The 15,198-nt window shown below is 35.6% G+C and carries 13 protein-coding genes; 2 read left to right on the forward strand and 11 right to left on the reverse strand.

What is annotated here, in order from left to right:
- Positions 1-104: 104 nt before the first annotated feature.
- From ACFO3N_RS16630 to gndA, 4 genes are all read right to left on the reverse strand, one after another.
- Positions 105-1,778: a tetratricopeptide repeat protein gene (locus ACFO3N_RS16630; protein WP_379799552.1), complete on the reverse strand. Its 1,674-nt coding sequence runs from the start codon at positions 1,776-1,778 to the stop codon at positions 105-107.
- Between the two features lie 338 nt (positions 1,779-2,116).
- Entirely contained in the window at positions 2,117-2,833 is a 717-nt protein-coding gene (gene pgl, locus ACFO3N_RS16635) for a 6-phosphogluconolactonase (protein ID WP_379799554.1), read from the reverse strand.
- Complete coding sequence (gene zwf, locus ACFO3N_RS16640; RefSeq protein WP_379799556.1) at positions 2,814-4,346, reverse strand: glucose-6-phosphate dehydrogenase; 1,533 nt, start codon at positions 4,344-4,346, stop codon at positions 2,814-2,816. The genes pgl and zwf overlap by 20 nt, the downstream gene beginning before the upstream one ends.
- A gap of 27 nt (positions 4,347-4,373) precedes the next feature.
- Complete coding sequence (gene gndA, locus ACFO3N_RS16645) at positions 4,374-5,783, reverse strand: NADP-dependent phosphogluconate dehydrogenase (RefSeq protein WP_379799558.1); 1,410 nt, start codon at positions 5,781-5,783, stop codon at positions 4,374-4,376.
- A 432-nt stretch (positions 5,784-6,215) separates the two neighbouring features.
- On the opposite strand from gndA, the gene ACFO3N_RS16650 reads away from it, so the two are divergent.
- Positions 6,216-7,979: a hypothetical protein gene (locus ACFO3N_RS16650; protein ID WP_379799560.1), complete on the forward strand. Its 1,764-nt coding sequence runs from the start codon at positions 6,216-6,218 to the stop codon at positions 7,977-7,979.
- A 100-nt stretch (positions 7,980-8,079) separates the two neighbouring features.
- On the opposite strand, the gene ACFO3N_RS16655 is transcribed toward ACFO3N_RS16650, so the two are convergent.
- From ACFO3N_RS16655 to kaiC, 7 genes are all read right to left on the reverse strand, one after another.
- Complete coding sequence (locus tag ACFO3N_RS16655; RefSeq protein WP_379799562.1) at positions 8,080-9,156, reverse strand: calcium:cation antiporter; 1,077 nt, start codon at positions 9,154-9,156, stop codon at positions 8,080-8,082.
- Between the two features lie 529 nt (positions 9,157-9,685).
- Positions 9,686-10,021, reverse strand: a complete 336-nt coding sequence (locus ACFO3N_RS16660) for a winged helix-turn-helix transcriptional regulator (protein WP_379799564.1) — start codon at positions 10,019-10,021, stop codon at positions 9,686-9,688.
- Between the two features lie 91 nt (positions 10,022-10,112).
- Positions 10,113-10,517 carry a response regulator gene (locus tag ACFO3N_RS16665; protein WP_379799566.1) on the reverse strand — a complete coding sequence of 135 codons (405 nt, stop codon included), beginning with the start codon at positions 10,515-10,517 and terminating at the stop codon, positions 10,113-10,115.
- Position 10,518: 1 nt separating this feature from the next.
- Positions 10,519-11,772, reverse strand: coding sequence for a sensor histidine kinase (locus ACFO3N_RS16670; protein ID WP_379799568.1), 1,254 nt, complete (start codon positions 11,770-11,772; stop codon positions 10,519-10,521).
- A gap of 1 nt (position 11,773) precedes the next feature.
- Positions 11,774-12,073, reverse strand: a complete 300-nt coding sequence (locus ACFO3N_RS16675; protein WP_379799570.1) for a circadian clock KaiB family protein — start codon at positions 12,071-12,073, stop codon at positions 11,774-11,776.
- Positions 12,074-12,075: 2 nt separating this feature from the next.
- Positions 12,076-12,369 carry a circadian clock KaiB family protein gene (locus ACFO3N_RS16680; RefSeq protein ID WP_095927489.1) on the reverse strand — a complete coding sequence of 98 codons (294 nt, stop codon included), beginning with the start codon at positions 12,367-12,369 and terminating at the stop codon, positions 12,076-12,078.
- Between the two features lie 5 nt (positions 12,370-12,374).
- Positions 12,375-14,048 carry a circadian clock protein KaiC gene (gene kaiC, locus ACFO3N_RS16685; protein WP_379799572.1) on the reverse strand — a complete coding sequence of 558 codons (1,674 nt, stop codon included), beginning with the start codon at positions 14,046-14,048 and terminating at the stop codon, positions 12,375-12,377.
- A 326-nt stretch (positions 14,049-14,374) separates the two neighbouring features.
- Here kaiC and ACFO3N_RS16690 point away from each other — a divergent pair, with 326 nt between their 5' ends.
- Entirely contained in the window at positions 14,375-15,118 is a 744-nt protein-coding gene (locus ACFO3N_RS16690) for an SDR family oxidoreductase (protein WP_379799574.1), read from the forward strand.
- Positions 15,119-15,198: the final 80 nt, after the last annotated feature.

Below are 15,198 nucleotides of genomic sequence, written 5' to 3' on the forward strand. Positions count from 1 at the left end.
AATGCAAATGAATAATGTTTAACAACTACTAATTCTACACACTCAAGTTTGAATTCATAGCTGTGCTTGACTTTTCTTTCCATAAAAATGCCCCCAAATAGCGTCTAACTTTTTGGGGGCAGTGCAATTTGTAAAGCCTCTTTTTCTTTTTTCTGTGCGGTTAAAGCATTATAAAGTCCGATTAAGGCGAAGCCGTTTTTTGGGAGCGTTTGTAAATCTTGTCTGTAGATTTTTTCCGCTTCGGCATATTTTCCAGCTTTAAGTAAAACATCTCCTAAATAATGTCTTACGGAGAAAAACCAATCTGGTGGTTCATTGTAATTTAACTGATCTTCGATTGCGATTGCTTTGTTTAAAAGAGAAATTGCTTTATCCAAATTATTCCTTTTGGCTTCAACTCCCGCTGAAAGTACATTGGTAGCAATTTGAACAAGATCGTAAGTGGTATTAATATTCCAAATGGTAACCTCTTTTAAGGTTTTATCTTGAGCTAATTGGTTAAGAGAAGCAAGCTGTTTTTCGGCATTGGTAATATCATTTTTTCCGAGATGCGCCATTCCTCTGGCATAATGCCAAATCGCATTTGGATAAACGAGATCTTTTTCAGGTTGTGGAATCTCCATAATTTTATCCCACATCGAGAATTTTACGGCTATATAATACGGAATACTGTAATAATGCTGTAGAGTTCCCCAGCCGGCCTCACGCATGATTTTGGGAGATATATGCTGTTGTAATACTTGAGCCGATTTCCAAGCCAATTTTGAATTTCCTTCTAAGGCCGCTGTAGCTACCAAAAAATGATAATTGTGCGGATAATATGCTAGAGGATAAGCGCCTTGCGCATTGCAGGCTGTGGAATACAAACTATCAATTCGAACAGCTTCAATATTTGAAAGCGTCCCTTGATGGTAATTTCCCGTTCGAATGTAAATATGAGATGGCATGTGCACCAAATGTCCTGAACCTGGTACTAAAGTTTCTAGTAATTTAGCACTTTTAAGTCCGTTTTCTGGGTGTGCCGAAGCTTCAACCGCATGAACCAAAAAATGATGCGCGCCCGGATGCTTCGGATTTTTTGTAATCAATTCGTTTAAAACGGCAAGTATTTCTGGAGTCCATTTTTTAGGTATTCCAGTGCCTTTTTCATACAAATCCCACGGATGGAGATTCATTTGGGATTCCGCGTAAAGCGCGCCAATATCTGGATCTGCAGGAAACTGAATATATACTTTTTTCATAGCTTCGGCATAAGCAATGTCAAGTGGTTTTCTATCCACAGGAGGATTTTTAACATAACGCACCAATAAAGCATCAATCATAGCGATTTCTTTTGGAGAACAGTTTCCAGAAAGCTTTTTAGCTTTTTGAGCCGCATCATAAGCACGCTGAAAATTATCTTCTTCCATTCCGCCATTATAATTCGGACCTAAAACATAAGCAAATCCCCAATATGCCATGGCACAATTCGGATCTAAACGAGAAGTTTCATAAAAAGATCTTGCAGCTTCGGCGTGATTGAATCCGTACGCCAGCATCATTCCTTGGTTGAAATATTCCTGCGCTTCTGGATTATTGGTCGTAATTTTAAAATTCACACCATTAAGACCTTTAAACTTTGGCGCTTTCTTGTTTTGGGTGTACCAATCTTTATCGTTCGTTTTCGGAATATAGCACCCTTTCGAAGCACTGACTTTAACTGATTTGGGTTCTGTGTTTTTGTCTTTACAGGAAATAAAAAGAAAAAAAACAGCAATTAGAAAGTAATTATATTTCATCGCAAAATGGATTTGAAATTATATAATCAGTGTAAAAGCTCGAAAGAAGAAGGGTAATGCTTATAATGATAGTTTGATCCGGAGAGTATAAGACAAAATTAATTAAAAAAGAAATAAGTTTGTGTAAATATTTGTTTTTCAGTGATTTGTATTTGTTTGGCTGGGTTTTAGAGTTTCACGCAGATTAAAAAGGATTTAAGCAGATTCGCGCAGATTTTTTTTAATTGATTTGTTTAGATCTGCCTAAATCTGCAAAATCTGCGTGAAAAAAAATATCAAAAAAATAAGGTCTACACTTTTCAGTATAGACCTTGAATTATATGGAAATAAATAATTTCTTAGTTTGTTCCAGCAGCAACTTTATCCACTAAAAACAATAATTCACCAGAAACTGGTTTAATCAATTGCATTGGGTATAAAGTCGGATTGTATTCTCCAGTTGTCACTTCTTTCAAAGCGTTGATTTTCTTTTCTCCAAAAGCCACCACTACAATTTTTTCTGCTTTATTGATTATTGGAGCAGTAAGCGTGATTCGATACATTTTTTGAGGAGCTAAATAATAAGCATCAACCCATTTAGTTTGCTCTTCAAGAACTGCTTCTCCTGGAAAAAGAGAAGCTGTATGTCCGTCATCTCCCATTCCTAAAAGAATCAGGTCAAATTTACCTTCTTCGCCCAAAACAGTTCTAATAGACTTTTCGTATTCAGCAGCATATTCTTCTGGCGTAACACCGTCTTTGTACATTTCAAAAATGTTTTCTTGCGGAATAGGAACGTGGCTCAATAAAGTGGAGTAAGACATTTTAGCATTACTCAAATCATCGTTTAATGGAACCCATCTTTCATCTCCCCAAAAAATATAAACTTTATTCCAGTCGATTTTGCTTTTGTAAGCATCAGAAGCTAATAATCTGTAAATCCCATCAGGAGAAGAACCTCCTGTCAGCACAGCTGTAAATTTGCCTTTTGCAGCAATTGCTTTTTGAGCTGATTCTACGAAAAGATCTGCAGCTGCAGTATTAATTTCTTCTGTATTATTGTGTATCTGTATCATTTAAAACTTCTTCTTTTGTTTGTGTATTCGGAATCCATTTATGGCCTTGGCGCGCTAACAATTCATCTGCTTCTTCAGGTCCCCAGCTTCCTGCTTTGTAATTTGGGAAATTCTTTGGAGGCGTTGTTTTCCAAACTTGCTGAATCGTTTCAATTGCATCCCAAGCTTCTTCTACCTGATCCCAACGCATAAATAGGGTAGGATCTCCCAATAATGCATCTGCAATTAGGGTTTCATAAGCTTCTGGTGACATTGTAGAACAAGAAAAATAATCAAAAACCATTTCTGCAGGTCTTAAAGACATGGATAAACCTGGTTTTTTGGTCATAAACTGCAGTTTAATGTCCATTGAAGGTTGAATGTTGATAATCAATCGGTTTGGTGTCATGCCTTCTTTTCCGTATGAAAATGAAGAATGTGGCACTGGTTTAAACTGAATAATAATCGAAGATTGTTTTTCTTCCATTCTTTTTCCTGAACGCAAGTAGAACGGAATTCCCTGCCATCTCCAGTTGTCCAAATAGATTTTCATGGCAACATAAGTTTCTGTATTAGAATCTGGCGCAATGCCTTTATCTTGACGGTAACCCGGAACAGGAACTCCTTTTATTTCTCCAGCATCATACTGACCTCTTACAATATAATGATCAACTTCTTCTGGTTTAATACGTCGAATTGATTTTAAAACATCTGCTTTTCGATTACGAATATCATCAGCATTCAAAGAAGCAGGCGCTTCCATAGCTGTCATACATAAAATCTGAAACAAGTGGTTCTGAATCATATCTTTCAATGCACCAACACCTTCATAGAATCCGCCTCGTTCTTCAACGCCAACTTCTTCTGCAACGGTAATTTGCACGAAATCAATAAAATTACGACTCCATAAAGGTTCGAACATTGAGTTTCCAAAACGGAAAGCCAAAATATTTTGAACCGTTTCTTTTCCTAAATAGTGATCAATTCTGTAAATCTGCTCTTCTTTGAATGTCTGCGAAAGCATTTCATTCAACTCAATTGCAGAAGCTTTATCGTAACCAAAAGGTTTTTCGATAATAATACGATCTTGTTTCGGATTTGCAGCAAGTCCGATTTTCTTGATGTTGCTTGAAATCGTTGAAATGAAAGAAGGCGTAATCGAAAGATAGAAAAGACGATTAGAACGTTCGCCAAAAGCAAGGTCAAAATTGTTTATTTTTTCATTTAATCCAATGTACGATTCTTCTTTATCGATATCAAGACTGTGGTAAGAGATGTGCGAAAGAAACTTTTCTGTTTCTGGATCATCAACCCCTTTTCTTCTTGAGAATAGATTTAGATTTTCTGCTACATAAGCGCGAAAATCTTCATTGGTTTTTTCAGCTCTACCAAGAGCAATAATCTGAAACTGTTCAGACATACGTCCGTCAAGGTACAGATTTTGGAAAGCAGGGAAGAGCTTTCTTTTTGCTAGATCTCCAGTTCCACCAAAAATAACAATGATGGTTGGATTCTTTAGTTTATTTTTAGTCATTGTGTGTAGTTGTGTTGCTTTAATTGTTTATTCAGCCCATTGTGTATGGAAAACGCCTTCTTTGTCGATACGCTCGTAAGTATGCGCTCCAAAATAATCACGCTGTGCCTGAATCAAATTAGTTGGAAGATTAGCAGATCTATAAGCATCAAAATAAGATAACGAGTTCATTAATCCTGAAACAGGCAATCCTTTTTGAACAGCAAACTGAATTGCAACTCTCATTCCTGCTTGGTTTTCTACTAATTTTGAAGCAATTCCGCCATCCAAAAGTAAATTTGGCAAATCTGATTTTGCTACGTATGCTTTTCTGAAATCTTCTAAAATGGTAGCACGGATGATACATCCTCCACGCCAGATTTTAGCAACTGTTTCTAGATTTAATCCGTAGTTGTATTCTTTAGAAGCTGTGTGAAGCTGTGCTAAACCTTGAGCATAAGTCACCACGATAGAAAAGTATAAAGCCGATTTTAAAGCCGCAATTGCTTCGCTTTGAGAAACATTTGTTTCGCTAGCGTTCCAAACTAATTTTTTAGCCGCTTCAATTCTTTCTGGTTTTGTTTTAGACATATCACGCATGTTAACCGCTGCGTCGATTGTCGGAACTGGAACTTGTAAATCCATCGCATTTTGCGAAGTCCATTTTCCTGTTCCTTTAGATCTTGCCCAATCCGAAATTTTATTGATTAAAAGACCTCCGTCTGTATCTTCTTGTTTTAGGATTTTCCCAGTGATTTCAATCAGGTACGATCTCAAATCATCAGTTTGGTTCCATTCTTCAAAAGTTTTCTGAATCGTTTCGTCATCTAAGTTATAACCTCTTTTCATTAAGTCATAAATCTCAGAGATCAATTGCATGATTCCGTATTCTATTCCGTTATGAACCATTTTCACATAGTTTCCAGCAGAACCATTTCCTAAATATTCTACACAAGGTTCGCCATCTACTTTTGCTGCAATTGCCTCAAAAATAGGACGTAATCTTTCGTATGCTTTTTGATCTCCCCCTGGCATCATAGCAGGACCGAAACGAGCGCCTTTTTCACCGCCCGAAATTCCCATTCCGAAGAAGTGGATTCCTTTTTCAGACAATTCAATGAATCTTCTGTCCGTATCTGTAAAATAAGTGTTTCCACCGTCAATAATAATGTCTCCTTTATCTAAGTGAGGCAATAAACTCGCGATAGCGCTGTCAACTGGTTTTCCCGCAGGAACCAATAACATAATTGCTCTTGGCTGCTGAATAAGCTCTACAAAATGTTTTACATCTGTCGTCGCTTCAATAGTGTGGTCGGCATCGGTTTCTTGTTGAAGAGAATTGACTTTTTCGGTGTCTAAGTCTAAACCTGCAGCCGCAAAGTTATGGCTGGCGATATTTAAAAGTAGGTTACGACCCATTACGCCGAGTCCTACAATTCCAAAATCAAATTTGCTCATAGTTTTCAATTAACTAAATTATTAGAAGAAATGTTTTTGCAGCAAAAAGTAAGAGAAAGTATGGTAATTCTTTTTCATTCAATGTTTTGCAGCAAAACAATGGTTATTTTAATCTTACATTTCAAAATGTAGAGCGCTAAGTTAGAGAAAAATGCTGAAAAATAAGGGGTAAAATCGTTCACTTTTGGTCTTTATTGTGATACTTTTTATGTGTAAAAAATACGCTTATTAGGACTGTTTTTCAACTATATCGTTGTAATACTGCTAATGTCAATTGTGAACTACTTTTATTGGAAGCCGTTTACTGTTCGTAAGAAAAAAGAAGTAAAAAAATATAAAAATGTTTATTGAAAATATAGGAATTGAGGTAATTTTGGAAACCCAATCATTGGATCCAAGATTTAATTCATTAAATTATTATATCCCTTTTATATGCCAAGAAACATAAAGTTTGTTTTTACAGCCGTCTTTTTAACCCTTATTTCGGGTATCTTTTTTAAAGCAAATGCACAATCGGTATTAGAAAATGAAATTTCTATTCAGGCACATAAGAAGCCATTAGGTAGCGTTTTGGACTTAATGGAAGAAAAAGGAAATTTTAGATTTGCTTATTATGGCAAACTAGCTGTAAAAGATAGCGTCGTTAGCATTCATACCGATAATAATACTATAAAAGGAGTTCTGGATCAATTGTTGGGTGCCAAATATGAATTTAAAGAATCGCCAGGATTTGTTATTGTTCGTTATGCGCCTTTAGAACTTGCTCTTGTGTTAGAAAAAAACACTGTTATGAGTGACGGACAGCAAATTGTAATTGGTTATATTGTAGATACACAAACTAATATGCGTATTGAAAATGTGAGTGTATTAGAGAAGAATGCACTAGTGTCTACCTTAACTAATAAAGATGGTTTTTTTGAACTTCGATTAAAAAATGCACCTCAAGCTATAGAACTTACAGCCGTTAAGGAGAATTATAAAACGGTGACGATGGTTTTTCTTTCTGAAATTAAAATTCAGATGGGAGACAAAAAAAATAAAACAGATTATATTGATGGAGATTTCTCTGCAATTGAACGATCAGGAATTGGCCGTTTCTTTATTTCTTCCAAACAAAAAATACAAGCGCTCAATCTAGGAGGATTTATTTCTAAGGTTCCTTTGCAGGCTTCTTTAATTCCGAGTATCAGTACAAGAGGAATGCTGAATACGCAAATTGTCAATAATTTTTCGCTAAATATATTAGGAGGTTATAATGCTGGAGTTCGTGGGCTTGAAATGGCAGGACTTTACAACATCAATCGTATGAATGTTGACGCGCTTCAAATAGCCGGAATATTTAATACCGTTGGAGGATCTGTAAACGGAGTTCAGTTAGCCGGAATATATAATAATGTTTTTGGAAATTTAAGAGGATTGCAAGTAAGCGGTATTCATAATAGTGTAAAAGGTTCACAAGTCGGTTTGCAAATGGGTGGTATTTATAACAATGTATATAAAGATTCTAAAGGACTTCAAATTGCAGGAATTGGTAATACAGTAAAGGGTTCGCAAAACGGATTACAGCTTTCTGGAATTTACAATATTGGAAAAGATACCGTGCGAGGTGCTCAAATTACAGGTCTTTTTAATTACGCCAAAGAATTACATGGAGTCCAATTTGGATTGGTCAACATTACAGATTCACCGTCTGGTTATAGTTTTGGTCTTTTAAACTTTAAAAAAGGCGGTTATAAAAAAATCAGCATTACAAGCAACGAAATTTCAGATATAAATCTTGCTGTAAAAACAGGAGACCATAAAATGTATACTATTTTAATGGCGGGAAGAAGCGATAGAAACGATGAAGAAAAGCTGTTTTCTTTCGGAATCGGACTAGGAAAGAACATTCCGTTAGGGAAACGTTTTACTTATAATCCTGAATTTAGCACGCAGTATCTTCATTTAGGAAATTGGGACATCTATAATTCCTTATCTAAATTTGATTCTTCCTTTTCTTTTCAATTGTGTAAAGGCGTAGCGCTATCTGCAGGACCTTCTTTAAATTTTTATTGGTCTGAGAAACAAGATAAAAACGGGAACGTAAATACTTCTACATTTGTTCAGGATCGTACCAAACGCTATACTATAATCAACAATAACAGCAAAGATATTCTGGGATGGATAGGATGGAGTTTTGGATTGACGCTGTTTTAAAAAAAATGATAAAAAAGCCTGTAAGTATTGATTTTACAGTTTAGAGTCGCCGGGAATCGAATCCGAGTATACATTTAAGTGACTAAAATCAATTGAAAGCTTAAGGATAAATCATCAAAAACATATAAGCAAACAAATTGACTAAAAGCACAACACCGTAAACGATATTCGATTTTCCTTTGCTAAGAGAAAGCATTACGGTAAATACTGATAGTGCCAAAAGGACAATAGATTTAATATCAAGCCCTAAAACAATTGGAATTCCTAATAAGATACAAACGAGCGCAACAGTTGGAATAGTTAAGCCAATACTGGCAAGCGCAGAACCTAAAGCTAGGTTTAGACTCGTTTGCAATCTGTTCTTTTTGGCAGCAATTATCGCTGCGATCGCTTCTGGCAATAAAATAATGATGGCGATTACAACCCCAACCAAAGATTTTGGAAGATTGTGACTTATAATAATAGTTTCGATAGTAGGCGAGAGGGTTTTGGCTAGTAAGACCACAATTCCTAAACTCACCAATAGAAAAACAAGACTTGTATAAAATGTTTTATTATTAATTTCGATTGGATGTGTTTTAGATTCGTCTTCGCTCGTAGTATTGGTTAAAAAATATTGGCGATACCCTTTGGTTTGTGCGAACAAAAAAGAACCGTAAATAACCAGACAGGCAATAGAAGCAAAGATTAATTGAGGCGTTGAATAATAAGAACCGTGAACACTTTCTGTAAAAGTGGGGAAAACCAGTGTAAATACAATAATCGAAATAAGCGAAACCAAACCAATCGTTACCGAAGAAGTAGAGAAATTCTGTTCGTAATGTTTAATGCTCCCAATAAGTAGACACAAGCCTATAATTCCGTTCAGGATCAGCATCGTGGCGGCATAAACAGTGTCTCTGGCCAAAGAAGCGGCTTCAGAACCTTCAGAAAGCATTAAAGATACAATTATAGAAACTTCAATTACAGTAATAGAAATAGCCAAAATTATGGTTCCGTAAGGTTCTCCAACGCGTTCTGCAATGATTTCGGAATGATGTACGGCAGACATCACGCTCAGAATAAGCAATATACTAGCAACAATCTGAAATAAGCTGCTGTCGGCGATCAGTCCGCTAAATAAAAGAACCCACGAAAGGATTGGAATAATGATGGTCCACTGTAATAGTTGTTTCATTTTTTTGTAGTTTTTAAAGTTTATACTGCCGATAGGGCCAACAGAATCGGCTTTTGCCTTTTTTGTAAGATAGAACTTTTATAGCTAAAAATGATAAAAAAAAGCATTTTTAAGCGCTTTTTAAGTTTATTTGAGAGTGTTTTGATTCTTTCTATGTGATTTTCTCTTGATAGCTTAAACTTTGTCAAAGTTTTGAACTTTGACAAAGTTGGCTTCGTGTTGATTTCTTTCTAAACACATAAAAACATAGTTTTAGATTTTAGGTAAAGGCGTTTCACTAACATTAATTCACATAGGTTTAAACTTTATTAAAGTTTCGCACTTTGACAAAGTTCGTTTCGTGCTGAGACTATGTGTTAGAAACTAGTTTCTTTTTTAATTCTTTCTGAAATAAAAAAATCTATGTTTCTATGTGTTTAAGAAAAAAATTAAAGTTTCTCTATTTTTTTTTCTCGCAGATTTAGCTGATAAAGCAGATTTTTTTTTTTTTTTTGATTTGCATAATCTGCAAAATCTGCGGGAGAATATTTTAAGAGTTTCGAATAATCTCTTTACGATGTAATTTTCCCCATCTAATCATTTCTTCGATTACTGGACCGAAAGATTTGCAATACGGCGTCGATTCGTATTTAACCTGAATTTCGGCATCACGATCTTCAGTTCTTTTGATCAGCATATTGATCTCCATTTCTTTGAGTTCTCGCGAAAGCATACGTGTCGTAATTCCCGGAATACTGCGTTCGATTTCCCTGAAACGGTTATTTCCGTTACAGATGGAATTGATGATGGGCAACCGCCATTTACCGCCCAAAACATGCAATGTGTCTTGAAGCGCTTGTACTTCTTCTTTCTGATTTCTTTCCATAACAAAACAGCATTAGTTTAGAAAATTTACTGGTTACAAAGTTATACCGTAAATCTAAAATAATGAAAAAAAATAAAGATGTAACGAAAATTTAATCTTCAATAATGCTCAAAATAGTTTTCGGAATTTCAGCGAAAGCTTCAAAAGAATACGGTTTAATCAAATAGGCTTTTACACCCATATCATCGCATTTTTCTTTGTAAGAAGGATTAATGCTTGTGGAATATACAAAACACGGAATTTTTTTTAATTCATCATTGCTAAGGATTTCTTGCAAAGCTTCAATACCGTCAATAATGGGCATATTGATATCGGTAAGAATAACATCTGGATTTTCGTTCGAACCGTTTTTTAGATAATTAAGCAGTTCCTCGCCATTAGCAACAAGACTGACTTTACTAAAGTTTGGATTTTTGGTAAAAGTTTCTGTAATAACATCTGCATCATCTATGTCATCTTCAGCAATTACGATATGTAAATTATATTTTTCCGGCATTTTATAAAATCGGGAAGTAAAGGTTAAATATGGTTCCTTTGTTCAATGTGCTTTCAACGGTAATATTTCCAGAATGATTTTCCATTATCTTTTTACAGATCGCGAGGCCAATACCGTTTCCTGAGTATTCGTTTCTGGCATGCAGGCGCTGAAAAATGACAAATATTTTAAGCAAATGGCTTTCTTCCATTCCAATACCGTTGTCCTTTATCTGAACCTTTACAAATTTAGCATTTTGATTCGGTATTTCACTATCTAAATTTTCTTCCTGCGAAATTTCTATTATAGGAGCAATATCTGTTTTGCTATATTTAATGGCGTTTGAAATAAGATTAGAGAAAAGCTGTCTCATCTGTACGCGAGAAGCTTTAATAATGGGAAGTTTTCCTGTTTTGATAACGGCTTTTTTATCAGCAATTATAATTTCAAAATCCTCAATAACTTCCGAAATGATGGTTCTTAAATCTATTTCTGTTCGTTCTTCCTGCGCGGTATGCGAAGAATACTGCACTAAATCGTCTACAAGCGAATTTAATCTTAAAGCCGATAATTTCATGACATTTATAGCTTTTGTATCGGCTTCTTTAAAATAGCTTCCGTCAATTCTGCTGGTATTCATGACAATTTTCCGCAGCGGTTCTTTTAAATCGTGGGAGATCACATGAATAAATTCCTCGAGATTACGATTGATTTTATTCAGTTCGTTTATTTTTTCTTCCAATTCTTTCTGATGGCGAATTAGAGCTTCCTCATGCTTTTTCTTTTCGGTCAAATCGGTAATCACAACCCCAATAGCTTCTACAGAAGGTTCCAGATCAGTTAAAGCGATATAAGCTGGAAAAGTTTTTTCATTCTCCGATTTTAGAAGTATTTCATGTTTAGTAATTCCATATCTCAGTGCTTCTATAATAGAAACAAACTGTGTTTGGTTTGTAAAATATTCATAAATGTACGTTCCTGTTATTTTTTCTGAAGGTAGACCGACTAATTTTGAAAATTGCTCATTGCAGTAGAGTATCAATCCATTTCTTGAAATACTCAATGCGCCCTGACCGAATTTCTCTATAAGAAGACGATACGTATAATCGGCAGTTTCTAGAGAATATAGCTCGGGAACTCCGTTACTGGTTACCACAAGCGCATCAACATCTCCTTGTTTTATAGCATTAACAATACTGTTTGACTCATAAAGTTCTTCTTTCAATGACTCAATTTCGGCTAATAGAGCGGCAATATTTTTTTTATCTTCCTTCAATTTATTTGCTTATATTAAGTATGTATAATACTTTTTCTTTATCTGATAAATCTCCTAAAATGATTCTTTTAGGTTCTGGATGTGTTTTGATCAAGGTAGGAATGGCTACAATTTGATGAATCACAGCCAGTTCTTTATCACGGCTGATATCAACAATTTCTAATTCATAATTGTTGGTGAGATAGGCATCGCAAATTTTGCGTATATTTTCGATTGCATGTCCTGATTTAACAGACATACCTGAAACAAAAAGCATAAACTTATGTTTGGTTGTACTAGTGCCATCAGATGAATCTTCCATGATTAAGAGTTTATAGGTTTGATGTTCAGCCCTACAAGCACTCTTTCTTCATTAGAAAGGTCACCTATAATTTTACGAATAGGCTCGGGAAATTTACGCACCAAAGTAGGTACGGCCAAAATCTGATCGCCTTCTGCCAATTGCGGATTCTTCAGCAAATCGATAATCTCGATGCTGTATTTTCCTTTTAGATGCTCCTCGGCATACTTCTTTATGTTTTCGAGCGCCTTGATCGATTTTGGCGTTTGCCCTGCTATATAAAGCAATAATTGCCATTCGGCTACTTCTTTTTTCATTTTATTTATTTTTTCTTAGAAGACAGTTTTTCCTGCAATTCTTCTGTTGCTTTAAGGATGCTTAGTTCTTCTTCAGCCGATTCAAATTCTGTTCTCAATGCTTCAATATTCGCCTCAAGGACTTTGCGTTTACGCTCAATCTCCCTGTCTTTTCGGCTTATTTCGTTTTGAAGCTTAATATCCGAGATGGTTTTTTTGAATTGATAAGACTGTCTTGCTGCTCCCGTCAAAATTCCCTGCGGACCTAATTCTACATCTAATAATTCGATTCCGTTACTCGTTATGACAAATTCTCTAACTTGGTTAGAATGCCCCATTCCGCGCGCTTTGATGATAAAAATACCACGGTTTCTTTCGCCAACGCCTTCCATATCGCGAACCGTAATCCAGGTATCCACCAATGACGAAACCGATTCTTCTGCCAGATCAGGTCTAACAGTGTCGGTTTGTTTGTTTAATGACGTGAACATGGCTGTAATATTATTGGCTTTCAGCATGTCAATTAATCGTACCAGCATAGAGCGTACTTCATGTTCGCTTCCTACCGAAATAAGATTACTGATCGGGTCAATAATAATGGTAGTAGGTTCAAACTCTTTGATTAACTTTCTAAGCGTAAGCAAATGCAGTTCTAAACCATTTAATGACGGACGGGAAGAATGTATTTGCAAAATGCCTTTTTTGATGTGTTTTTCCAAATCAATTCCGATTGATTTCATGTTGCGCACCAATTGATGCGGTGATTCCTCAAAAGCAAAATAAATGGTTTTTTCGTTCTTTTCGCATTGTTCATTAGCAAAATAACAGGCAACTGTCGTTTTAGCCGTTCCCGCCGTTCCCGAAACCAAAATATTACTTCCTCTGTAGAAACCGCCGCCATGAAACATTTCATTTAGTCCGGGAACACCTGTAGAGATAATATCTGAGGAAACTTCGTTATCCAACTTCAGAGAAGTAATAGGAAGAACTGAAATTCCGTCTTCGTCAATTAAAAACGGATACTCATTTGTTCCATGTGTTGAACCTCTGTATTTTACAATTCGAAGCCTTCTAGTCGAAACCTGTTCAATTACACGATGATCGAGAACAATTACGCAGTCCGAAACGTATTCTTCAAGACCTTGACGGGTTAATGTAGCCTCGCCGCGTTCTCCTGTAATAACGGCAGTTACGCCCTTGGTTTTAAGCCAATGGAATAATCTTCGCAATTCTGCTCGTAAAATGGCTTGATTGTCCAGACCAGCAAACAGCGATTCGATGGTATCCAATACAACACGAGTCGCTTTTATAGAATCTATAGCATGTCCTAAACGAATAAATAAGCCATCAAGATCGTATTCGCCCGCTTCCTCAATTTCTGATCTTTCAACGCGAACATGATCTACAACAAGCTTTTTATCTTTTTTAAGCTGTTCAAGGTCAAAGCCTAATGATTTAACATTTAGAGTTAAGTCGTCTGAAGGTTCTTCAAAAGACATGAAAACTCCTGGTTCGTTATACTCTGTAATTCCTTTTATAAGGAACTGCATAGACAATAAAGTCTTACCGCATCCCGCTCCACCGCAGATTAAAGTTGGTCGTCCTTGCGGAAATCCTCCTTCTGTAATCTCATCTAATCCGTCAACTCCAGTAGGAGTTTTTGGAAATATAAAACTATGTGATTTTGTTTTTTCTTGCACGATAATGAATTTCTGTATTACTCAAATATACCTTTTTCTGCAGAATTTTCAATGAATTCTGATTAAGATTTAACAGGCGTTTAATGAAGTTTTAAAAATAAATTAAGAGAATTGATTTAAAAATCTAAATAAATCGAAGAATTTTAACCAAAAAAGTAAAGAATGCAAATTCAATATTTAACATTAAAATGAGACTTTTTACTAAAACTTATTTTTCAATACTATTTTAATGTTAAAATGTACTTCTGGTATACTCTATGATACTGGTTACAAAGTTACACCATTTTGAATTTACCTTTGTCTCATTAATTTAAAACACATATAAAATGGATAATTTAAAAAATAAAGTGGCAGTGATAACTGGCGGAAACAGTGGAATAGGATATGCTACAGCCCAATTATTAAAAAATCAGGGTGCAGAAGTAATTATTACAGGAAGAAGAAAAGAGGCGATAGAAAAAGCAGCTTTAGAATTGGGCGTTACAGCCATTACAGCAGACCAATCTAATATTTCGGATATCGAAAAACTGACTGAAAAGGTAAAAACTGATTTTGGTTCGGTTGATATTTTGTTTATCAATGCAGGAATTGCAGGTTTAGGAACAATTGAACAAACTACGGAAGAATTGTACGACAGCATTATGAATGTGAATCTAAAAGGTGCTTTTTTTACTTTAAGCAAATTTATCCCGATTTTGAAAGATGGCGCTTCGGTAGTATTTCTTTCTTCGAACACTGCAAGTATGCCGGGTCCGGGATCTTCGGTTTATTCGGCGAGTAAAACTGCTTTGAATTCGTTTATGAGATCGGCGGCTTTAGAATTAGCGCCAAGAAAGATTCGTGTCAATTCAGTTAGCCCAGGACCAACTCAAACCGAAGTCATGAACAAAGTAGGTCTAGACGAAACCACCGTAAAAGGCATCATGGATGTCGTAGTAGAAAAAGTTCCGCTAAAACAAATGGGAAGGGCAGAAGATGTGGCTCAAATGGTTTCCTATCTAAGTAGTGATGCTGCTGTGTTTATGACTGGGGCGGATGTTATTATGGATGGGGGGATGAGTTTGGGGTGATTTTAATTTGAATGAATGAAAAAGAGTCTGTTTTATGCAGACTCTCTATATTTAGTTATTCTTTAAAAAAAATCAATTTT

It is taken from the genome of Flavobacterium chungangensis (genome assembly GCF_042654045.1).
Lineage (GTDB): Bacteria > Bacteroidota > Bacteroidia > Flavobacteriales > Flavobacteriaceae > Flavobacterium > Flavobacterium chungangensis.

Coding starts and splice junctions, on each gene's coding strand:
- ACFO3N_RS16630 (WP_379799552.1), bottom strand. CDS start 1,778: ATGAAATATAATTACTTTCTAATTGCTGTTTTTTTTCTTTTTATTTCC.
- pgl (WP_379799554.1), bottom strand. CDS start 2,833: ATGATACAGATACACAATAATACAGAAGAAATTAATACTGCAGCTGCA.
- zwf (WP_379799556.1), bottom strand. CDS start 4,346: ATGACTAAAAATAAACTAAAGAATCCAACCATCATTGTTATTTTTGGT.
- gndA (WP_379799558.1), bottom strand. CDS start 5,783: ATGAGCAAATTTGATTTTGGAATTGTAGGACTCGGCGTAATGGGTCGT.
- ACFO3N_RS16650 (WP_379799560.1), top strand. CDS start 6,216: ATGCCAAGAAACATAAAGTTTGTTTTTACAGCCGTCTTTTTAACCCTT.
- ACFO3N_RS16655 (WP_379799562.1), bottom strand. CDS start 9,156: ATGAAACAACTATTACAGTGGACCATCATTATTCCAATCCTTTCGTGG.
- ACFO3N_RS16660 (WP_379799564.1), bottom strand. CDS start 10,021: ATGGAAAGAAATCAGAAAGAAGAAGTACAAGCGCTTCAAGACACATTG.
- ACFO3N_RS16665 (WP_379799566.1), bottom strand. CDS start 10,517: ATGCCGGAAAAATATAATTTACATATCGTAATTGCTGAAGATGACATA.
- ACFO3N_RS16675 (WP_379799570.1), bottom strand. CDS start 12,073: ATGGAAGATTCATCTGATGGCACTAGTACAACCAAACATAAGTTTATG.
- ACFO3N_RS16680 (WP_095927489.1), bottom strand. CDS start 12,369: ATGAAAAAAGAAGTAGCCGAATGGCAATTATTGCTTTATATAGCAGGG.
- ACFO3N_RS16690 (WP_379799574.1), top strand. CDS start 14,375: ATGGATAATTTAAAAAATAAAGTGGCAGTGATAACTGGCGGAAACAGT.